This window comes from Devosia sp. P3_B2, assembly GCF_056402875.1.
In genome coordinates, this window is sequence record NZ_JBFUGO010000020.1 from 1 (window position 1) to 20,730 (window position 20,730).

Here is a 20,730-nt window from a genome sequence, read left to right on the forward strand (position 1 = left end):
GAGGGGGACGAGGGGGACCGCGCCTTGCGCGGTGGAGGGGGCGGCCGCAGGCACTGCACCCGGCAACTCAAACGGCTTGGCATTCAAGTACTTGTCGGGATCGGCCTCAAAGCTCTTCTGGCAGCCCTCGCAGCAGAAGTAATACCGCGAGCCCTCGTGCTTCAGCATGTGCTTCGCAGTAGCCCGATCCACCTGCATGCCGCAAACCGGATCAATCGCCTTCAGATACTTCGCCGGCTCCGCCTCGAACTTCGCCTTGCAGCCGCCGCTGCAGAAGCCGATCTCCCGGCCCTCATGCACGGTGCGGTGCGGCGTCTTCGCCATGTCGACGGTCATGCCGCAAACCGGGTCGCGGGTCACCGCGCCCCCTGCCCCGGCATGTGAATGGTTATGTTCAGCGTGGGTATCCATACGCGACTCCTATCGTCATAGGGTCTGTTCTGCACCTTCCCATCATGGTAAGGTCAAGCACATTGTTCAGATAGGTGTTCCCATGCAGATCGGCGAGGCCTCCCGGCTGACCGGCGTATCCGCCAAGATGATCCGTCACTACGAGTCCATTGGACTGATCCCCGGCGCGGACCGTCGTTCCTCCAACTATCGCGATTACGGCCACCATGACATCCACCGCCTCGGCTTCATCCGCCGCGCCCGCGACCTCGGCTTCTCGATGGACGAGATCCGCGACCTGTTGCGCCTCTGGGGCGATACCCAGCGGTCGAGCGCCGACGTGAAGGCCCTGACCCAGAGCCACATCGCTGAACTCGACCAGAAGATCAAACTGCTCGGCGAGATGCGCCACACCCTCGCCACCCTCGCCGACGCCTGCGACGGCGATCACCGGCCCGACTGCCCGATCATCGAAGGCCTCGCCGGAAGCACGCCGCATGCCGGACACTGACATCGCCTACCGGCTCGATCCGTTCCCAAGCGAAGAGGAACTGGCCCCGCTGTGGCGCGCTGCCTGGGGCGATGGCTGGAGCGGCGACCTCGCCTTCATCCTCACCCGCAGCCTCACTCATGCCTGCGCCTATTCCAGCACCCGCATGGTCGGCTACGTCAACGTCGCCTGGGATGGCGGGGTGCATGCTTTCCTGCTCGATACCACGGTCGACCCGGAGTTCCAGCGGCGGGGGATCGCCAAAGAACTGGTGCGGCAAGTGGCCGAGGCGGCGCGTGAGCGGGGCGCACACTGGCTGCATGTAGACTACGAACCGCAATTGGAGGCGTTCTACGCAGCGTGCGGGTTCCAGCCGACGGCGGCGGGGTTGATCAGGCTCTGAGGCCGGTGGGGGTCAACAGCCACCAGCCCATCGACCTCAAACGCTCAAGCACAGATACTTGATGTCGAGATAGTCCTCGATCCCGTACTTGCTCCCCTCGCGCCCGTGTCCGGACTGCTTCACTCCGCCGAACGGCGCAACCTCGGTGGAGATCAGCCCGGTATTGATCCCCACCATCCCGTAGTCGAGCGCCTCGGCCACCTCGAACACCCGGCTCAGGTCGCGCGCATAGAAGTATGACGCGAGCCCGAACTCCGTCGCGTTCGCCAGCCGGATCACCTCCTCGACCGTCTCGAACTTGAACAGCGGCGCCAGCGGCCCGAATGTCTCCTCGCGCGCCAGCACCATCTCGGCCGTTGCGCCGGCCAGCACCGTCGGCTCGAAGAACAGCCCCTCCTTGCGCTTGCCGCCGGTGAGCACGCGGCCGCCCTTGCGCAGCGCGTCGGTCAGGTGCCGCTCCACCTTCTCCACCGCCTTCTCGTCGATCAGCGGCCCGGTGGTGATGCCGGCGCCAAACCCGTCGCCGACCCGCAGCTTCTCCACCGCCGCGGTGAGCTTCGCCGCGAACGCGTCGTAGACATCCGCCTGCACGTAAATGCGGTTGGCGCAGACGCAGGTCTGCCCATTATTGCGGTATTTCGAGATCATCGCCCCATCGACCGCCGCATCGAGATCGGCGTCGTCGAACACAATGAACGGCGCATTGCCGCCAAGCTCGAGGCTCAGCCGCTTGATCTGGTCCGCCCCCTGCCGCATCAGGATACGGCCGACCTCGGTCGAGCCGGTGAAGCTCAGCTTCTTCACCACTTCGTTCGAGCAGAACTCCTTGCCGAGATCCGACGAATGCGTCGATGGCAACAGGTTGAACAGCCCCGCCGGCAACCCGGCCCGCTCCGCCAGCACCGCCATCGCGATCGCCGATAGTGGCGTTTCCGCCGCCGGCTTCGATACAACGGCGCACCCCGCCGCCAGCGCCGGCGCCACCTTCCGCGCCAGCATGGCGTTGGGGAAGTTCCACGGCGTGATCGTCGCGACGACCCCCACCGGCTGCTTGATCACGATGATCCGCTTGTCTTCCTGGTGCCCAGGAATGGTGTCGCCGTAGACCCGCTTCGCCTCCTCGCCGAACCACTCGACATAGGCTGCGCCATACAGCACCTCGCCCTTCGCTTCCGGTACGGGCTTGCCCTGCTCCGCGGTCATGACCGCCGCGAGATCATCGGCATTCTCGACCATCAAATCGTGCAGCTTCCGCAGCACCGCAGCGCGCGCCTTGCCGGTCTTCTTCGCCCAGGCCACCTGCGCTCCATCTGCAGCGTGGATCGCCAGCTTGGCCTCGGCCACGCCACAGTTTGGCAGCACCGCCAGCACTTCGCCGGTCGATGGATTGGTCACCTCGAATGTCGTGGCGTTTTCAGCCGTCTCGAGCCAGCGTCCGCCGATGAAGGCGGCCGCGCGGAGCAGCGATGTGTCCTTGAGGCGGGTGTTGAGCGCGTCAGTGATAGGCATCGGAATTCTCCTTGAGGCGGAAAGCTCTGCGCCTCGCCCGCAATGAACGCAAGTAGCCTTGCCGGGCTCCAAAACTTCCGATTGGATGCGCCGCGAAGTTAAGCGAGGGGGACCAAATGGCCGGCATCTATCAGCATCACGAGAAGGAATTCGGGCACCTGATCCAGGGCAGCGCCAAGCTCGAAACGCTCTATTCCGATTGCCGCTGGGCCGAAGGCCCGTGCTGGTTCGGCGATGCCAACCAACTGGTCTGGTCCGACATCCCCAACAACCGCCTGATGCGCTGGACCCCAGATGGCGGCACCTCGGTGTTCCGCCACAACTCCAACTACATCAACGGCAATACCCGAGACCGCGAAGGCCGCCTGGTCTCCTGCTCGCACGGCGGCCGCAACGTGGTGCGCACCGAGCTTGACGGCACCATCACCGTCCTAGCCGACAGCTATCGCGGCAAGAAGCTCAACGCCCCCAACGACGTGGTGGTGAAGTCCGACGGCACCATCTGGTTCACCGACCCGGGCTACGGCATCCTCTCGGACTACGAGGGCTACAAGGGCGAGTTCGAGCAGGACGGCTGCTACGTCTTCTGCCTCGACCCCGCGACCGGGGAACTGAAGGTCGCCATCGACGATTTCATCCGCCCCAACGGCATCGCCTTCTCGCCCGACGAGAAGCTGCTCTACGTTGCCGACAGCGCCTATAGCCACGGCGCTGACCTGCCGCGTCATATCCGGGTGTTCGACGTCAACGCCGACAACACCGTCAGCAACAGCCGCGTCTTCTGCGTCACCGACACCGGCCTGCCCGACGGCTTCCGCCTCGACGACCGCGGCAATGTCTGGACCTCCGCCGGCGACGGCGTCCACTGCTTCAACTCATCGGGCGTGCTGCTCGGCAAGCTCCTGACGCCGGACGGCGTCGCCAACGTCGAATTCGGCGGCCCCCGCCGCAACCGCCTGTTCATCTGCGCCACGCAGAGCCTGCACAGCATCTACCTGGCAGTGAACGGCGCAACGCGGCCCTAGCTGCCACACGCACCGGCCTGCCTTCTCCCCTTGTGGGAGAAGGTGGCGCGTAGCGCCGGATGAGGGGTCCGCAACACGTTGGTGTTGCCCGATCGGAGCGAAGCGACGAGCGATCCTTCTCCCACAAGGGGGGAAGGCGATCACCGTCGCCGCGGCACCAGCCGGACGACTGTGTTACCGAGTCGCTGGCGCACCACCGCGCGGGGCGGCACGCTGGTCGTGCGCACGGCGTCGGCGAACCAGTCGTCCTCGACAAAGGCGATGGTGTTCGATTGCAGGTCGTAGCGGATCGCCAGGGCCTGACCGGTGGTGGAGCGCATGCCGGTCATCGCGATGGGCTGGTGGGCACGTTGCTGGGCCATTGGAGCCTCCGAAGTGCGGGGCGGCCAGTTCGGCCGCAACACTTCATTAACCATGACTGATGCTAGCGCCATGACGGTTGGGCCGCACAATTGTGACAGTCCAACCATCTGATGTTGCAAGCGAATTAAGTGACACGGAGGCGACGAGCCAACCCCCGCTCACGAATCACGCCTGCTGTTCGACCGCCAGCACGGTCAGCACATGCTTGTTGCCGTCCCGCGCCTCCCAGGTGATCGACTGCCCGATATCGAGCCCGATCAGCGCGGTGCCGACCGGCGTCAGCACGGAAATCTTGCCCTGGGCGATGTCGGCGTCGGCCGGATAGACCAGCTGCACGGTCCGCTCGGAGCCATTGTCGGGCCGATAGGTCACGGTCGAGCCCATCCGCACCACGCTCGAGCCGAGCTTGGGGGTGGGGACGACGCGGGCCCGTTCGATCTCATAGAGCAGGTCGTCGGCGGCATCGGAGCCGTGTCCGCTGCCGGCGAGCGCCAGGGCGATGAGTTTGCGGTGGTCATCCTCGCTGAGGACGATGCGCGGTTGTAGGTCGTAGCGACGCAAGGATTGCATCTTGGGTATTCCTTTCGATGCGCGAACGTCTGCAGTCTCTGCCGCGACGGTTCACGCTGGTGTTTTTGGATTGGCGCCTTGTTGGCGAGCCCGAACGGAAATGTCCGTGTGGGTCTCGGGATGCCCCAGACCCGGCGGCGCCTAGGCGCGGATCATGGGGCTAAATGCCTGCGACCGGGGTTTCCCGGTGCGGTGCCATAACAATGATGGTCGCAAAGCAAGACATGGGCCGTATGTAAGCGGTCTTGTCGCAAAGTCAAATCCAGCCGCGCTTCGTGTCTCTGGCTGAATCTCGGGATCGGGCAAATTCTGACCCTTCCGCCCTGTGCCTCGACTCAGCAAATCTCGGCGCCCGCCCTCGCGCAAAACCTCACCGCACCCCGGGAAAACGGATGGCCATCGACGACCGCACCAAGATCATTCCGAGGCGGACGCCGGAATCAGCGGCGATGGTCGCCGGCGTAAAGCGGGCGATGGCGATCACCCCCGCCATCAACCGCCTGGCCTACGACGATGCGGACGCGATCCGAGCCCTGTTCAGCGAGCTGATCGGCCACAAGGTGGACGACAGCTTCTCGCTGATCCCGCCGTTCTACGCCACCGGCGGCGACAACACCCGGGTCGGGCGCAATGTCTTCATCAACCAGAACTGCACCATGTACGACCTGGGCGGCATCGACATTGGTGATGACGTCATGATCGGGCCCAATGTCAGCCTCATCACCTCGGGCCATCCCATCGAGCCCTCCCAACGGCGTGCCGCCGTGATCGCCAAGCCCATCGTGATCGAGCGCAACGTCTGGATCGCGGCCGGAGTAACCATCATCGGCGGGGTGACGGTAGGTGAGAACTCGGTAGTCGCTGCAGGTTCGGTCGTCACCAGGGACGTTCCTCCGAACACCCTGGTCGGCGGAAATCCTGCGCGGGTCATTCGGTCGGTCGGCGAGTAAGCCGCGACCCCACCCGGCCGTTACGCCGTCGGCAGCGAACTGAACCCATCCGGTATGGGCCCCTCGTAAGGGCCCGTCCGTACATCGGTCACCGCCGCGGCAGGCGGACCGGCGTTGAGTTCCATCAGGATGTGCTGGATCTCGCCTTCGTCGCCGGCGAACACCGCCTCGACCGTGCCGTCGCGCCGGTTGCGAACCCAGCCATTAAGCTTCAGCACCTCGGCCTCGCGCTCGACAAAAGCGCGAAAGCCCACTCCCTGCACCCGTCCAGTGATCACCACATGGACGGCGCGCCGCATCAGAACGTCGCGCCAATCTGCCAGGGGACGAACTCGTTGTCGCCATACCCCAGGAGTTCCGATTTGCTCTTCTCGCCCGAAGCGACCGCGAGGATCTTGTCGAAGATCTCCTGCCCCTTTTCTTCCAGCGAGCCGCCCTCGACCACTTCGCCGCCGTTGATGTCCATGTCATCGATCATCTTGTGATAGATGTCCGAGTTGGTGGCGATCTTGATCGACGGCGTCGGCTTGCAGCCATAGGCCGAGCCGCGGCCGGTGGTGAAGCATAGTATATTTGCACCACCAGCAACCTGTCCCGTCGCCGAAACCGGATCGTATCCGGGCGTATCCATGAACACGAACCCCTTTTCGGTCACCGGATCGGCATAGTGATACACTGCATTGAGCGGAGTTGTACCGCCTTTTGCAGTTGCACCCAGAGATTTCTCCAGAATAGTGGTAAGTCCGCCAAGTTTGTTGCCCGGAGACGGATTGTTGTTCATCTCCATGTTGTTGCGTTCGGCGTAATCTTCCCACCAGTGGATGATATCGATGAGCTTCTCGCCGACCTCGCGGTTCTTCGCACGCCGGGTGAGGAGGTGCTCCGCGCCGTAAACCTCCGGCGTCTCGGAGAGAATCGCCGTGCCGCCGTGCCGCACCAGGATGTCCGCCGCGACGCCGAGCGCCGGGTTGGCAGTGATGCCCGAATAGCCGTCCGAGCCGCCGCACTGCAGCGCCAGCATCAGTTCCGACGCCGGCACCGTCTCGCGCTCCGCCTTGTTGACGATCGGCAGCATGGCCTTCACCGCCTCGACGCCGGCCTCCACCGTCTTCCGCGTGCCGCCCACTTCCTGGATGGTCATGGTGCGGAACGTCTCGTTCTCGGTAACCCCATAGGCTTCCTTGAGCCGGGGAATCTGGAAGCCCTCGCAGCCGAGCCCCACCATGATCACCCCACCCATGTTCGGGTTGGTGGCATAGCCCCACGTGGTCTTCTTGAGGATATCGAAGATCACCCCGCGATAGTCGATGACGCAGCCATTGGCCTGCTTCAGCGCCACGATGCCGTCGACATTGGGATACTGCTCGAGAATGCCCGAGCGCTCGACCTCTCGCGCGATAAACCCGGCGACCGTGGTCGAGCAGTTCACCGAGGTGAGGATGCCGATATAGTTGCGCGTCCCCACCGTGCCATTGGAGCGGCGGAAGCCCTGGAACGTCGCCCGCTGCGCCTCCGGCACGAAATCCACCGGCACGATGCCCTCGCCGAACGCGTAGTCGCGCTGGAACGCGCCGTGCTCCTCGCCGATCGTCACATTGTGCTCGTGCACCCACTCGCCCGGCGGGATCGCGTCCTTGGCAAAGCCGATGATCTGCCCGAACTTGACGATCGGCTCGCCCGCTGCAACCTGCCGCACGGTGAACTTGTGCCCCTTGGGCACGCGCTTGGTGGTGCGCACGCCCTGTGGCGTATCGGTGCCGACATCGAGATTGCTCAGCGCCACCGCGACATTGTCTTGGGCGTTGAGCAGCAGCGTCTTGGCGGCGGCGGGGCGGGACATGACATCGGACATCGGGAGCGGCTCTTCTGATCCTGGATACGGGCGGGAACTGTCGAAACTGCTGTACGCCCGACGCTGCCCGCTTGCGGCGGAAAACCTGTCGGGCGACAAGCAGGTGCAATTGAAATGCTCCGGCAGTCCAACTAACATGTTAGCATGAAGACTGACGCAAGTCCCTACTCATTTCTGTCTACGCCCGCGACACCGACACGCGGCAACGTCACCGTGTTCGTCACCGACACGCTGCGCCAGGCCATCGTCCAGCTGGACCTGAAGCCCGGCGAAGTGATCGACAAGGGTGCCATCTGCGAGCGGCTGGGCGTCTCGCGCTTCCCCGTCTCCGAGGCGCTGGCCCGGTTGCAGGCCGAGGGTCTGGTCGACATCCTGCCGCAACGCGGCAGCACCGTGTCACTGGTCCGCATCGCCGACGTGCTCGAATACATGCTGATCCGCAAAGCGCTCGAGGCCGAAGCGGTCCGCGTCGTCACCGGCAACCACAGCCCGGAGCTGATCGACACGCTGCAGCGCAACATGAGCTACCAGCGCGCCGCGGTGGAGATCGACGACCAGAACGGCTTCCACGAGCGCGATCTCGAGTTCCACGACATCATCTTCGGCGACATGCGCTTCACCAAGGTGAAGGGCGTCATCGAGAACACGCGCGCCAATCTCGACCGCGCCCGCCGCCTGATCCTCACCCCGCGGCGGCTGAGCACCACGCTCAACGAGCACCAGAAGATCCTCGACGGCATCATCGCCAGCGACACGATGATCGCCTCCGCCGCCATGCGCGCCCACATCGACTCGGTGATGGCCGAACTCATCGCCTTCGCCGCCGATCACGCCGAGCTGTTCGCCGACGGCGAAATGCTCCGCGACGACCCCGCCTACTCCGCCTTCCCGTTCGGCTGAACGGCAACAAACAAAAGGAACCACCATGCTCAAGGGCATTTCGCCGATCCTCGGCCCCGACCTGCTCTACATCCTGCGCGCCATGGGCCACGGTGATGAGATCGCTATCGTCGACGCCAACTACCCCGGCGACAGTGCAGGCCCGCAACTGGTACGCCTCGATGGCATCAGCGCCAACGACGTGCTCGATGCGGTGCTCTCGGTGATGCCGCTCGATACCTTCGTCGACGAACAGGCCTTCGGCATGGAAGTGGTCGGCGACGCCAAGAAGCGCGAGCAGACCCACAAGGATTTCGACAAGCTGATCAGGAAGCACGAGCCGGAGATGAAGCTGAGTCTCCTCGAGCGCTTCGCCTTCTACGAGCGTGTCCACGGCGCCTATGCCGTCATCCAGACCGGCGAGCGCCGCCTCTACGGCAATGTGTTGCTGAAGAAGGGCATCGTCCGCCCGGAGTAAGCCACATGACGCGGGACGGTGATCAGCCGTTTATCCCCACCCGGGAGCTCGCCCTGATCGGCGACTTCCTGAGCGCGGAGACTACGGTCGCCACCGATCTCAGCGGCATCGCCAGCGCCACGCCGCTTGGCCGGCGGCGGCGCAAATGCCTCGTCATCGACAACGAGGGACTGTTCGCGCAATTCGCCTGGCTCGATCTCGATGCGGCCACGCTCGAGCCCGGCACCGTGGTGCCGCTGCTCCCCGCCGATCGCATCAAGCTCGAGGCCGTCGGCGCCGCGCCGGATGACGGCTACCCCGGCCCCGACCGCTACATCCTCGACGGCGAAGGCGTCGTCTGGCTCGGCCCGCACTACTACGTCACCGGCTCCCACAGCATCCATGACTGGGTCACCCCGCAGGGCAAGAAGCGCGCCGACTACCGCCGCTCCGCCCACCTCGTCGCCCGGGTCGGCCGCGATGGCCGGCACCCCGAACTGAGTTTCCGCCTCAACGAGCTGCTGCGCGGGCGAAAGACCTTCGCGCCCTATTTCCTCAAGTCGCCCAACAAGCGCGACGGCATCAACATCGAGGGCCTCGCCGCCTGGCGCCGCCGCCTCTATTTCGGCTTCCGTACCCCGACCATCAACGGCGACGCCCTGCTGCTCAGCGTGCGTGCCGCCGCATTGTTCACGGCGGGCGCCGACCTGGCCGCGAAAATCATCCGCGTGCCGCTGGGGCGCGGCGTCGGTATCCGCGATCTCGCTACGCTCCCGGATGGCCGCTTCCTCATTCTCGGCGGCCCGTCCTCCGATGCGGCCGAAGGCTTCACCGTCAACCTGTTCAACCGCAAGCGCGATGCCGTGACGAGGCTCGGCATGCTCGAACCGATCGACCGCGACAAGGTCGAGGCGCTGCTGCTGGCCGACTACACGCCACGCGCTGATGGCAGTGCCATCGCCGAGCTGCTGGTCCTCTCCGACCACCCCGCCAACGGCCGCCCGCGGCTATTCACCCTAGAGATTCCGGCCGGCTGAGCCCGCCGAACGGATTCGACCATCGTCGCCCTCGACTCAGCGCGACCAGCGCCCTATCCCTTCGCACCAAATTTGAGGAGCACTCCATGAAACTTCTGCGCGTCGGCCCCAAGGGCGCCGAAAAGCCCGCGATCCTGCACACCGACGGCACCTATCGCGACCTGTCTTCCGTGGTTTCCGATATCGCCGGCGCCGCCATCGGCGCCGAGGGCCTCGCCAAGATCAAGGCCGCCGACCACGGCAGCCTTCCCGTGCTCGACAAGGGCTCGCGCATCGGCCCCTGCGTCGGCAGCGTCGGCAAGTTCATCTGCATCGGCCTCAACTATGCCGACCACGCCGCCGAAACCGGCGCCGCCATCCCGGCCGAGCCGATCATCTTCATGAAGGCGACCAGCGCCATCATCGGGCCGAACGACGACGTGATCCTGCCCAAGAACACCCTGAAGCCCGACTGGGAAGTCGAGCTCGGCGTCATCATCGGCAAGGAAGCCCGCTACATCGAAGAGAAGGACGCGCTGGACTACGTCGCCGGCTACTGCGTCGTGAACGACCTGAGCGAGCGCCACTTCCAGACCGAGCGCGGCGGCCAGTGGACCAAGGGCAAGTCGGCCGACACTTTCGGCCCGATCGGCCCGTGGCTGGTCACCAAGGACGAAGTCAAGGACGTGCAGAACCTCGGCATGTGGCTCGACGTCGATGGCCACCGCTACCAGGACGGCTCGACCAAGACGATGATCTTCGGCGTCGCCCACGTCGTTGCCTATCTCAGCCAGTTCATGAGCCTGCAGCCGGGTGACGTGATCACCACCGGCACTCCGCCGGGTGTCGGCATGGGCCAGAAGCCGGAGCCGATCTGGCTGAAGCCGGGCCAGACCATGAAGCTCGGCATCGACGGCCTGGGCGAACAGCAGCAGACGACCAAGGCCTACGCGGCCTAAGGTCTTCGCACTGAAGTTTCGAGGGCGTCAGTCGCAAGGCCGGCGCCCTTTGTGCTTCTGGGCGCCTCTCCCAGCCGTCGCCGTCACCGACCTCTGCTACATCACTTAAGCCGCAACTTAATCATTGACGTTCCCTGCTCCCGCACGTTAGTTAAGCCACACCTTAACCGACGAGGGGCGCCCATGCGCAAGCTCAAGATGCATCTCCACGTATCGCTGGACGGCTATGCCTCCGATGCTGATGGCGGCTTCTACTGGGTCACCTACAACGACGTGATCGCCGCCCGGGCAAAACAGCTGACCACCAATGCCGATACCGTGGTCTTCGGTCCCAAGACCTACAAGGGGATGCAGGGCTACTGGCCGACCGTCCCCGGCAACCCCGACGCGACGCCGGGCGAACGCGAGCACGCCGACTGGCTCGCCCGCTCGACCAAGATCGTCGTCTCGACCACCCTGCCCGAAGCCGAGGCCAACTGGGAGAAGTCGCTGCTACTGCGCGATCCCATGGAACTGAACGCGCTGAAGCAGCAGCCCGGCGGCGACATCGTCAGCTTCGGCAGCCCGGTCCTCGTCCGCAGCTGCCTCGAGCGCGGCCTGATCGACGAGCTGCATTTGTTCCTCAACCCGATCCTTCTCGGCGGCGGTCAACTGGTATTCGGCCCCGGCGCGCAGAAGAAGCTGCGCCTGCTCGAGGCGCTGCCGCTGCCCGACGGCGTAGTGGCACTCACCTACGCACCGGCTTAGCGGATCGCCGCGACAGACGGCCCGTGCCCGCCGGAGCGTGTGCTACCCCCACCCTCTTTCCCTCTCCACAAGGGGGAGGGAGGCGATAGCTGCACCGCCTCAGTTCTTGCGTCTCCCTCCCCCTTGTGGGGAGGGATCAAGGGTGGGGGTGGCCGCAGCCTCGATGCAAGGTAAGGCCTCGACCCTGGTCCGCTGCCGTAACTTCTTCACAGCCTCGACCAGCAAATTCGCACCCTAATCGGATCGCGTGCGGCCACTCAGGCGGTCCCCACGACGCCCTCCGCTAACATGTTAGCATTCAATGTTTTTCCGCTACGCACATCCCTGCCGCAGTCTCTCGCAGATCAATTTGCAGTAGTATTTGTCATACCAGTTGTCGTCACAATCTACTCCAAGCATCCATTGCAGAGCTATTGACAGGCAAAAACACTGAAACTAACGTCCCGCTGGTCCTACAAATGCAGGACTGAGGGAACTATTCACATTTGGCGTCGGGGCAATCCGGTCATGTCGGCCAGGAGCAATGTCGTTCGGCTGAAGCAGGGGAGCGTGCGCAAAAAGCACGGCGCCGTGCACCTCTATGACTCGGCTGTCGAGACCCTGGTCGGCCAGATCAAGGCACTGATCGACGCCCGCAACCTCGGAGTCGGCGACCCGCTGCCATCGGAGCGCGAGCTGGGCGAGATGTTCAGCTCGAGCCGCACGACGGTGCGCGAGGCGATGCGCATCCTCAAGGCCTATGGCGTGGTCGACGTGCGCCCCAAGGTCGGCGCTGTCATCATCGATCGGCGCATGGACGCGGTGTTCGAGCTCTATTCGTTCAACACGCTGGAACTCAGCCGCCAGACCTTCCTCGACACGCAAGGCTTCCGCCAGCTGATCGAGGTCGGCTCGGTCGACCAGCTGTTCGATCGCGCCACTTCCGAGGACATCGTCGAGCTCCGCACCATCAACGACGCGATGCGCGAGGAAGATCAGATCCACGCCGCCGCGCAGCACGATTTCCGCTTCCATTCGACCCTGGTCGGCATCCTCGGCAACAAGCAGGTCACCGAGATCTACCGGATCATGAAGCCGGTGATGCTGAAAATCATGGAGAGCGGCGTCAACCGGATGAAGACCCACGGCGTCAGTTTCGACGAGCACGGCGGCATTGCCGACGCCCTCGAGACCCGCAACCGCTTCGCCTATCAGTACCGCATGAGCCAGCACCTCGAAGCCGGGTTGGCCCTGTTCAAGGAGTAGACACGGAGCGTGTTCAGGAAAAGTCGCTCGCGCTTTTCCGGTTCGAACGCGCGACCAACCGAAGGATTTGGCGACGCCAAGGGAGGCGCGCCGGATCGGGCTATCTCGCCCGACGATATGGTGGACGGACACGAGAACGCTCGGCCACCGTTTGACCACCGACTCGACTGCCTAGTTGTTTCAGATTGTTCTCTGGGAGGAGAAACCTATGAACGCACTACGCATCGCTTCGGCCGCTCTCGCCGGCCTTCTCGTCTCGACCAGCTTCAGCTTCGCCGGACCGAACGTCGTCTCCGGCCCCGGCGCCGACCCTACCTGCTTCGCGCCGTGGAACGCCGAGACCAAGTACTTTCAGTGGGAAGCCAAGCCCGGCCCATACCGCATCGCGGTGGTCAACGGCTATGTCGGCAACACCTGGCGCATCCAGATGATCAAGACCGCCAAGGCCTTCGCCGAAGACCCGGCGATCAAGGACAAGATCAAGGAGTTCAAGGTCGTCTCGACCGGCACCGACGCGCCGGCCCAACTCGGCGCCATCGAGGACTTCATCAATCAGGGTTTTGACGCCATCGTCACCATCGCGGTGTCGCCGGAGGGTTTTGACCGCGTCATCCGCCTCGCCGACCGCGAGAACGTCGTCATCGTGCCGTTCGACAACATCCTCGATACTGACGCCGTCATGATGGTCAACGAAGACCAGCTGCAGATGGGCCGCGACTGGGCCAACTTCGTGGTCAAGGAACTGGCTGCCAAGGGCAAGACCTCGGGCAAGATCCTCGAAGTCCGCGGCCTCGCCGGCAACTCGGTCGATCGTGACCGCTCGATCGGCATCCACGAGGTGTTCGACGGCACCCCCGGCCCCTGGGAAATCGTCCAGGTGGTCGGCAACTGGGATGACGGAACCGCGCAGAAGGTGACCGCCGACGCGCTCGCCGTGCACGGCACCTTCGACGCCGTGATCACCCAGGGCGGCTCGACCGGCACCGTGCAGGCGCTGCTCGATGCCAAGCACCCGTTCGTGCCGGTGGGCGGCGAAGCCGAGAACGGGTTCCGCAAGCTCGTCGCTGCGCACTCCGGCGAGGGCCTCGTTGGCCTCTCGATCGGCCAGTCCCCGGGTCTCGTCGCCATCTCGATGAAGGCGGCGATCTCGGCGCTCGAAGGCAACATCATGCCCCAGCTCATCTCGGTGCCGCTGCCTTCGGTCGACTACACCGCGCTCAAGGACGGCACCAATTTCTGGACCGACCTGCCGGACAACTTCTTCACCGTGAACGAATTCCCGCCCTGCGGGGTGAACATCTCGGGCCCGGCCATCATGGCCCAGACCGAGGAGAACGTGCAGTAGACCTCCGCATGTAAAAGGCGGTGCCGGCCCCATCGCCGGCACCGCTGCTCCCCATTCATTCGACGGCTGAGGATCTACGATGCTGGACGGCAAGCCCGCGCGGCCATTCGCCGAACTGAGCGGTGTATCGAAGTATTTCTCGGGCGCCCGGGCGCTCGAAGGCGTCGACTTTTCCTGCTGGCAAGGCTCCATCCACGCCATCCTGGGCGAGAACGGCGCCGGCAAATCCACTCTGATCAAGATCATGGCCGGCGTAGTGCAGCCAGATACCGGCACGCTGACTGTCGAAGGTACGCCGCACCGCTTCTCGCGCCCCTCCGATGCAGGGAAAGCTGGCGTCGTCTGCGTGTTCCAGGAACTGTCGCTGATGCCCGACCTGTCGGTCGCCGACAACATCTCGATTTCCGACCCGCCGCGCCGCTTCGGCCTCATCGACAAGCGCGCCCAGCGCGATCGCGCCGAAATGCTGCTCGCCCGCATCCACTGCGAGGACGTCGACCCCCGCGCGCTGATCCGCGACCTGTCGCTGAGCCGCCGGCAGATGGTCGAAATCGCCAAGGCGCTCGGCAAGAACCCCAAGCTCTTGATCCTCGACGAGGCAACCTCCGCGCTCACCAGCCGAGACGTCGAAACCGTCTACAACGTGCTCGCCGAGCTGAAGGCCGAGGGCACCGGCATGCTGTTCATCTCGCACCGGATGCACGAGGTCGAGGCGCTCTGCGACACCCTCTCGGTATTCCGCAACGGCCGCCACATCGAAACCTTCGACAAGGGCGCCCGCAGCCAGGACGAGATCGTCAAGCTGATGATCGGCCGCGACATCACCCACCAGTTCCCGACCAAGCCCCCCGCCCTCGCCCGCAAGCCACACCTCGCCGTCACCAACCTCAAATGGGAGAACCGCCTCAATGGCGTCTCGCTGTCGGTCGGCAAGGGCGAGATCGTCGGGCTCGGCGGCCTCGACGGCCAGGGCCAAAAGGAACTGTTGCTCGCCCTGTTCGGCGTGCTCCGCGGCGTCGAGGGTAAGGTCACGGTCGGTGGCGAGGGCGGCATTCCCGGCTCCCCAGCCGATGCCAAGAGCGGCCGCAGCCGCATCGCACTGGTGCCCGAGGACCGTAAGACCGAAGGGCTGATGCTCCCCATGTCGATCACCGACAACCTGCTGGTCGCGAGCTTCGACAAGGTTCGTCAGGGTCCGTTCATCGACCGGGCAAAGTCGCGGCAAGCTGTGGCCGATGCCATCGCCCAGCTGCAGATCAAGCTCAACAAGCCGGACGACGCGGTCGCCAGTCTCTCCGGCGGCAACCAGCAGAAAGTGGTCATCGCCAAGTGGCTGATGACCGATCCCGAGGTGATGCTGCTCAACGACCCGACCCGCGGCATCGACGTCGGCACCAAGCAGGAGCTCTACCGGCTGATGCGCGAGCTTGCCGACAAGGACACCGCGATCCTCTTTTACTCCACTGATTATGCTGAGCTAATCGGCTGCTGCGACCGCGTCGCCGTAATGTACGACGGCCGCATCGTCACCGAGTTCTCAGGCGACGCTATCACCGAGGAAGCCCTCGTCGCCGCCGCGCTCAACATCACCAGGCCGGTCGACGCGCCGGCCCGAGAGGCGGTGCCCGCATGAGCGCCGTTACCGCCAACACCCCACCCCGCGCCTCGGCGCTCGCCATGTCGATCCGCCAGAACCGCGGCTTCTACGGCGCCCTGCTGCTGCTCGCCGCGCTCTACATCACCTACAACTTCATCCACCCGCGCGGCTTTTCCACCAACGTCTTCATCGCCAACACCAATGAATCCGTGGCGCTCGCCTTCGTCGCCATGGCGCAGGCGATGACCGTGATCCTCGGCGGCCTCGACCTCTCGGTCGGCGCGGTGATGACCCTCACCAGCTGCATCGCCAGCGAACTGGTCCGCGGCGAACCATGGCAGATCATCCTCGGCTGCGTCGTCTCCGTCGCCGCAGGCACCGGTTTCGGCCTCGTCAACGGCCTAGTCATCGTCTACGGCCGCCTGCAACCGATCATCGCCACATTGGCCACAGGCGCCGTCGCCATCGGCCTCGCGCTGCTGATCCGCCCGGAACCGGGCGGCGAGGTCGATCTCGATCTCAACTGGGCCGCCACCAACTCACTGCGCGACCTCGCCGAGACCTACCACCTGTTCGACGACGGCGACGCCGCCTGGTTCCAGCCCATCGCCTGGTTCCCGGTGCCGCTGATCATCCTCGTCGTGATCGCGGCCGCCGTGTGGATCCCGTTCCGCCGCACCGTCACGGGTCGCGCGCTCTACGCCATCGGCTCGTCTGAGGGCGCCGCCTACATGTCGGGCCTGCCGATCAACCGCGCCAAGCTCTGGGCCTTCACGCTGGCCGGCTTCTTCGCCGGTTGCGCCGGGCTCTACCTCGCCGTCCAGACCGGCTCGGGCAGCGCCGATATCCCGCAGGCCGGCGCCTACACGCTCAACTCCATCGCCGCCGTGGTGCTGGGCGGCATCTCGTTGCTCGGCGGCGTCGGCACGGTGATCGGGGCGCTGGTCGGCGCGCTGATCCTCCGCGCCATCTCGTTCTACTTCCGCATTCTCTCCATCGACCCACTGCTGCAACCGCTGGTCGAGGGCGTCGTGCTGCTCGCCGCCGTCAGCCTCGGCGCCATCCGCACGCTGCGGGTGAAGAACCGCCTCGAACTGTTCAGGTAGGACCGGACCCATGGCCAACGACCTCACCCTGCCCCGCCTGAAACCCGACGATCTGCCGATCGTCATCTCCGCCGGCTTCGTGCTGGTGATCCTGGCGCTGGGCTCGATCTACACCATGGCAACGCTCGGCTCGATGCCGCTGCTGAGCCCCAATTACCTGCTCACCCAGCTGCAGACCGGCGCCTTCCTCGGCATCGTCGCCGCCGGCATGATGATGGTGATCCTTCTCGGCCACATCGACCTGAGCGTGCCGTGGACGATGACCGCCGCCGCCATGATGGCGACCACGGTCGGCGGCCCCGCCGCCATCCCGACCGGCCTCGCCATCGGCTTGCTCGTCGGCCTCTTCAACGGCTTCGGCGTCGCCTACCTCCGCATCCCCTCGATGATCTTCACCCTCGGCGTCGACTCGGTGATGCGCGGCCTGATGGTCGCCCATACCGGCGGCTTCTCGCCGGTCACCGAATCCACCCCGCTGATGCGGTACCTCGCCGCCGACAAGATCCTCGGCATCCCCGTCGCGATCTTCGTCTGGGCCGCGGTGTCCGTCGTCATCGCCGCCATCCTCAGCCGCACCGCCTTCGGCAAATCCATCTACGCGACCGGCAACCGCGAGGCCGCATCCTACCTCAGCGGCATCCGAACCCGCTGGGTCATCGTCGGCGCCTTCGTCATCTCCGGGCTCTGCGCGGCACTCGCCGGCGTGCTGCTCGCCGGCTATTCCGCCAAGGCCTACCAGGGCATGGGCAATGCCTACCTGCTGCCGGCCATCGCCGCGGTGGTGATCGGCGGCACCCACATCCTCGGCGGCCGCGGCCGCTTCATCGGCACCGTGGTCGGGGTGATCCTGATCGTGCTGCTGAACTCGGTGCTCTCGATCATGCAGATGCCGGAAGCCGGCCGCCAGATCATCTACGGCCTGGTGATCATCGTCATGCTGCTGGTCTATGGACGGACGGCGAAGGTAACGAGCTAGACCGGGGATCCATCGGCTTGGCGCTTCTCCCCCTTGTGGGAGAAGGTGGGTCAGGGCCGTCGAGCGATCAGGTCGATCTCCACGAGCGAGCCCACCGCCAGCGCCGTCACACCCACCGTGGTCCGCGCCGGCAACTTCCCGGCCTCGAAGAAGCTCGGCCACAACGTATTGAGCTCCACGTAGTCGCGATGAAACTCGGTGAGGTAAATGCGCGCCATGGTGACGTGCTCGAGCCCCAGGCCCAGGCCGGCGAGGATCAGTTTCAGGTTCTCGATCACCCGCCGCGTCTGTGCCTCGATGCCCTCCGGCAGGGGGGCGTCCGGCGCGTTGGGGTCGGTCGGCATCTGACCGGTGACAAACACGAAGCCGTCGGCCTCGACCGCATGGCTGAAAGGCGCCACCGGCTGCGGTCCGCCGGAGATCATGTGGTGGATAGGCAGCGACATCGACAACTCCGTTCAGCCCGCTGCCTCATCGCCCCCACGGCTGAGTACAGCGTCGACGCGACCATAGCGCGTTCACGCACAGTTCATGCACGTCTCGTCAAATAGCCGCAATGGGCGCGCCACTACCGACTGGCGGTGCCATGCCAATCGTGACACGTTACAGCACGAGGCAATGCCTCGCGCCTAGGGGGCACAGGGGAGCAGCCGTAGCCTATGATCGAGTTCTTCCATTCAATTTCGACTTGGCTCGAACTGTTCCTGCAAGGCATTTCCGACAATTTCTGGCTCTCGCTGCTTTTCATCTTCCTGGTCTGCATCGGTGAAGCGGTCTTCATCGTCGGCCTGCTGGTGCCCTCGCTTCCGATCCTGCTACTGACCGGTGGCCTTATCGCTCAGGGCAGCCTGCCGTTCTGGCCGATCTACTTCGCAGCCGTGCTCGGCGCGATCATCGGCGACGCCATCTCCTACACCGTCGGCTGGGCACTGAAGGACCGCATCCGGACGGTCTGGCCGTTCAAGAACCACCTCAAGCTCATCGAGCAGGGCGAGGTGTTCTTCGCCCGCCACGGCGGCAAGGCCATCTTCATCGGCCGCTTCATCACCGGCGTGAAAGCCGTGATCCCCGGCGTCGCCGGCATGATGGGCATGTCGTACCGCCACTTCTCGGTCATCAATGTCGTCTCGGCTTTCGTCTGGGCCGCAGTGCACATCCTGCCCGGCGTGCTGCTCACCGGCTGGCTGAAGTCGATTGGACTGAGCCTCGAGCTGGTCATCATCGTCGGCGCCATCGTGCTCACCGTCCTCTTCCTCATCGTCCACTTCTGGAAGCGTATCCTCCTGTCCCTGGCCCCGTTCATGGGCGAGTTCGGTCGCTCGCTGCAGGCGCGCTGGCAGAAGCCCGAGACCGGCCACTAAGGAGCGCGTGCAGGAAAAGTTGCAGACTTTTCCCGTTCGAACGCGCGACAAACGAAGACCCCCCCGGCCCCTGTCACGCAATCCTCATTTCGGCCCGCTAGGCTGGGCCGATGCTCGAGGTTTTCAACGCACTCACCGGCTGGCTGGAAATGCTGCTCGAGGCCATCTCGGGCAATTTCTGGCTCAGTCTCTGGTTCATCTTCCTGATCGCTGCCACAGAGGCCGTATTCATCCTCGGGCTGTTCATCCCGTCGACGCCGGTACTGCTGCTCGCCGGCGGCCTGATCGCTGACGGCAAGCTCCCGTTCTGGGAGATCTATCTCGCGGCGGTGGTCGGCGCGGTGGTCGGCGACGCCATCTCCTACACCGTGGGCTTCTGGCTGAAGGACCGGATCAAGACCATCTGGCCGTTCCGCAACCACCTGCCGCTGATCGCCCGCGGCGAGGCGTTCTTCGCCAAGCACGGCGGCAAGTCGGTGTTCATCGGCCGCTTCATCCCAGGGGTGAAGGCCGTGGTGCCCGGCATCGCCGGCATGTTCGGCATGGACTATCGGCGCTTCTCGATCATCAACGTCACCTCCGCCTTCGTCTGGGCCGCCGCGCATATCCTCCCCGGCATGCTGCTCTCGGCCTGGCTCAAGTCGATGGGCCTCAGCCTCGAGTTGGTGATCATCGTCGGCGCGCTGATCCTCGTGGTGCTGTTCCTCTTGCTCCATTACTGGCGAGCGATCCTCCTCGCCGCAGCGCCATTTCTCGGCAATTTCGGCCGCTCGCTCCAGGCCCGCTGGCAGAAGCCCGAGGCGGGGCACTAGCCGGCGCCGATCACCAACTGATCACTTGCGCCGTCGCGGCCCGGGGTCGAATATTGGGGCCATGCGCAACCTGGTTCGTCTCGCCTCGATCCTTCCGCGCCTCCTCCTGGGGCTGCTGTTGCTGTTGGCGCTGAGCCCGGCCCTGGCCGACGACGCGGCGGACCGTCTGGCCATCGACAAGCTGTTCGCCCAGTTGCGCGTCGCCCCCGACGCCAAGACCGCACACGCCATCGACCAGAAGATCTGGATCTACTGGACCACCCCATCCGACCCGATCCTCGCCGGTCGCATGCGCGAGGCGCTGACCGCCCGCAACATGGGCGACGTGCCGGGAGCGATCCGCCTGCTCGACAAGCTGATTGCCGATTACCCCGACTACGCCGAGGGTTGGAACCAGCGCGCCACCATGTATTACGCGATCGGCAACTTTGATGCCTCGATCGCCGATTGCGAGAAGGTGCTGGCCCTCGAGCCCCGCCATTTCGGCGCCCTTTCCGGGCGCTCGCTGATGTACCTGCAACTGGGCAAGCGCGCCCTGGCCCTGAGAGACATGGCCGCCGCCCTCGCCATTCACCCGTTCCTCAACGAGCGACGGCTGTTTCCCGAACTTGGTGAGCCGATGACGCAGATCTGACCCGCGCCCACCGCTCTTCCGCCTGCCCGCTTCCACCCCATATG

24 protein-coding genes are annotated in these 20,730 nt (G+C 64.9%); 17 read left to right on the plus strand and 7 right to left on the minus strand.

Features of this window, described 5'->3' with window-relative positions:
• On the minus strand, positions 1-411 hold a 411-nt coding region (locus tag AC1DV8_RS22020), incomplete at its 3' end, for a YHS domain-containing protein (RefSeq protein ID WP_477158936.1).
• Between the two features lie 82 nt (positions 412-493).
• On the opposite strand from AC1DV8_RS22020, the gene cueR reads away from it, so the two are divergent.
• A complete protein-coding gene (gene cueR / locus AC1DV8_RS22025; protein ID WP_477158937.1) occupies positions 494-901 on the plus strand; it encodes a Cu(I)-responsive transcriptional regulator in 408 nt (135 codons plus the stop codon).
• Positions 888-1,283 (plus strand): GNAT family N-acetyltransferase, encoded by a 396-nt coding sequence (locus AC1DV8_RS22030; protein ID WP_477158938.1) that lies wholly within the window; start codon positions 888-890, stop codon positions 1,281-1,283. The genes cueR and AC1DV8_RS22030 overlap by 14 nt, the downstream gene beginning before the upstream one ends.
• A 36-nt stretch (positions 1,284-1,319) precedes the next feature.
• Here the strand turns inward: AC1DV8_RS22030 and AC1DV8_RS22035 are convergent, their stop codons facing one another.
• Entirely contained in the window at positions 1,320-2,792 is a 1,473-nt protein-coding gene (locus AC1DV8_RS22035; protein WP_477158939.1) for an NAD-dependent succinate-semialdehyde dehydrogenase, read from the minus strand.
• Between the two features lie 116 nt (positions 2,793-2,908).
• Between AC1DV8_RS22035 and AC1DV8_RS22040 the strand changes: the two genes are divergently transcribed.
• Entirely contained in the window at positions 2,909-3,817 is a 909-nt protein-coding gene (locus AC1DV8_RS22040; RefSeq protein WP_477158940.1) for an SMP-30/gluconolactonase/LRE family protein, read from the plus strand.
• Positions 3,818-3,957: 140 nt separating this feature from the next.
• Here AC1DV8_RS22040 and AC1DV8_RS22045 read toward each other — a convergent pair whose 3' ends face one another.
• Positions 3,958-4,179, minus strand: a complete 222-nt coding sequence (locus AC1DV8_RS22045; protein ID WP_477149968.1) for a hypothetical protein — start codon at positions 4,177-4,179, stop codon at positions 3,958-3,960.
• Positions 4,180-4,345: 166 nt separating this feature from the next.
• Entirely contained in the window at positions 4,346-4,750 is a 405-nt protein-coding gene (rnk, locus tag AC1DV8_RS22050) for a nucleoside diphosphate kinase regulator (protein WP_477149969.1), read from the minus strand.
• Positions 4,751-5,142: 392 nt separating this feature from the next.
• Between rnk and AC1DV8_RS22055 the strand changes: the two genes are divergently transcribed.
• The gene (locus AC1DV8_RS22055; protein WP_477158941.1) at positions 5,143-5,700 is read left to right on the plus strand and encodes a sugar O-acetyltransferase; all 558 of its coding nucleotides are present in this window, start codon (positions 5,143-5,145) and stop codon (positions 5,698-5,700) included.
• A 20-nt stretch (positions 5,701-5,720) separates the two neighbouring features.
• Here AC1DV8_RS22055 and AC1DV8_RS22060 read toward each other — a convergent pair whose 3' ends face one another.
• Together AC1DV8_RS22060 and AC1DV8_RS22065 are read right to left on the minus strand one after the other, a co-directional pair.
• A complete protein-coding gene (locus AC1DV8_RS22060) occupies positions 5,721-5,999 on the minus strand; it encodes an acylphosphatase (RefSeq protein ID WP_477158942.1) in 279 nt (92 codons plus the stop codon).
• On the minus strand, positions 5,999-7,552 hold the full coding sequence (locus AC1DV8_RS22065; protein ID WP_477158943.1) for a UxaA family hydrolase: 1,554 nt from the start codon (positions 7,550-7,552) through the stop codon (positions 5,999-6,001). The genes AC1DV8_RS22060 and AC1DV8_RS22065 overlap by 1 nt, the downstream gene beginning before the upstream one ends.
• A 144-nt stretch (positions 7,553-7,696) precedes the next feature.
• Here AC1DV8_RS22065 and AC1DV8_RS22070 point away from each other — a divergent pair, with 144 nt between their 5' ends.
• The 10 genes from AC1DV8_RS22070 (at position 7,697) to AC1DV8_RS22115 (ending at position 17,879) form a co-directional block, all read left to right on the plus strand.
• A complete protein-coding gene (locus tag AC1DV8_RS22070; protein WP_477149973.1) occupies positions 7,697-8,452 on the plus strand; it encodes a GntR family transcriptional regulator in 756 nt (251 codons plus the stop codon).
• Between the two features lie 25 nt (positions 8,453-8,477).
• Positions 8,478-8,909 (plus strand): RbsD/FucU family protein, encoded by a 432-nt coding sequence (locus tag AC1DV8_RS22075; RefSeq protein WP_477149974.1) that lies wholly within the window; start codon positions 8,478-8,480, stop codon positions 8,907-8,909.
• 5 nt (positions 8,910-8,914) lie between these two features.
• Positions 8,915-9,925 (plus strand): DUF3616 domain-containing protein, encoded by a 1,011-nt coding sequence (locus AC1DV8_RS22080; protein ID WP_477158944.1) that lies wholly within the window; start codon positions 8,915-8,917, stop codon positions 9,923-9,925.
• A gap of 86 nt (positions 9,926-10,011) precedes the next feature.
• Positions 10,012-10,863, plus strand: coding sequence for a fumarylacetoacetate hydrolase family protein (locus AC1DV8_RS22085; RefSeq protein ID WP_477149976.1), 852 nt, complete (start codon positions 10,012-10,014; stop codon positions 10,861-10,863).
• 183 nt (positions 10,864-11,046) lie between these two features.
• Entirely contained in the window at positions 11,047-11,610 is a 564-nt protein-coding gene (locus AC1DV8_RS22090; RefSeq protein ID WP_477158945.1) for a dihydrofolate reductase family protein, read from the plus strand.
• Between the two features lie 507 nt (positions 11,611-12,117).
• Entirely contained in the window at positions 12,118-12,855 is a 738-nt protein-coding gene (locus tag AC1DV8_RS22095) for a FadR/GntR family transcriptional regulator (protein WP_477149978.1), read from the plus strand.
• A gap of 208 nt (positions 12,856-13,063) precedes the next feature.
• Complete coding sequence (locus tag AC1DV8_RS22100) at positions 13,064-14,200, plus strand: sugar ABC transporter substrate-binding protein (protein ID WP_477158946.1); 1,137 nt, start codon at positions 13,064-13,066, stop codon at positions 14,198-14,200.
• 79 nt (positions 14,201-14,279) lie between these two features.
• Positions 14,280-15,833: a sugar ABC transporter ATP-binding protein gene (locus AC1DV8_RS22105; protein WP_477158947.1), complete on the plus strand. Its 1,554-nt coding sequence runs from the start codon at positions 14,280-14,282 to the stop codon at positions 15,831-15,833.
• On the plus strand, positions 15,830-16,903 hold the full coding sequence (locus AC1DV8_RS22110) for an ABC transporter permease (RefSeq protein ID WP_477158948.1): 1,074 nt from the start codon (positions 15,830-15,832) through the stop codon (positions 16,901-16,903). The genes AC1DV8_RS22105 and AC1DV8_RS22110 overlap by 4 nt, the downstream gene beginning before the upstream one ends.
• 10 nt (positions 16,904-16,913) lie before the next feature.
• Positions 16,914-17,879, plus strand: a complete 966-nt coding sequence (locus AC1DV8_RS22115; protein ID WP_477149982.1) for an ABC transporter permease — start codon at positions 16,914-16,916, stop codon at positions 17,877-17,879.
• A gap of 50 nt (positions 17,880-17,929) precedes the next feature.
• Here AC1DV8_RS22115 and AC1DV8_RS22120 read toward each other — a convergent pair whose 3' ends face one another.
• The gene (locus AC1DV8_RS22120) at positions 17,930-18,325 is read right to left on the minus strand and encodes a RidA family protein (protein ID WP_477149983.1); all 396 of its coding nucleotides are present in this window, start codon (positions 18,323-18,325) and stop codon (positions 17,930-17,932) included.
• Positions 18,326-18,538: 213 nt separating this feature from the next.
• Between AC1DV8_RS22120 and AC1DV8_RS22125 the strand changes: the two genes are divergently transcribed.
• The 3 genes from AC1DV8_RS22125 (at position 18,539) to AC1DV8_RS22135 (ending at position 20,686) form a co-directional block, all read left to right on the plus strand.
• Positions 18,539-19,240 (plus strand): DedA family protein, encoded by a 702-nt coding sequence (locus AC1DV8_RS22125; RefSeq protein ID WP_477149984.1) that lies wholly within the window; start codon positions 18,539-18,541, stop codon positions 19,238-19,240.
• A 110-nt stretch (positions 19,241-19,350) separates the two neighbouring features.
• Positions 19,351-20,052 (plus strand): DedA family protein, encoded by a 702-nt coding sequence (locus AC1DV8_RS22130; protein ID WP_477158949.1) that lies wholly within the window; start codon positions 19,351-19,353, stop codon positions 20,050-20,052.
• 61 nt (positions 20,053-20,113) lie between these two features.
• Positions 20,114-20,686 (plus strand): tetratricopeptide repeat protein, encoded by a 573-nt coding sequence (locus AC1DV8_RS22135; RefSeq protein ID WP_477158950.1) that lies wholly within the window; start codon positions 20,114-20,116, stop codon positions 20,684-20,686.
• Positions 20,687-20,730: the final 44 nt, after the last annotated feature.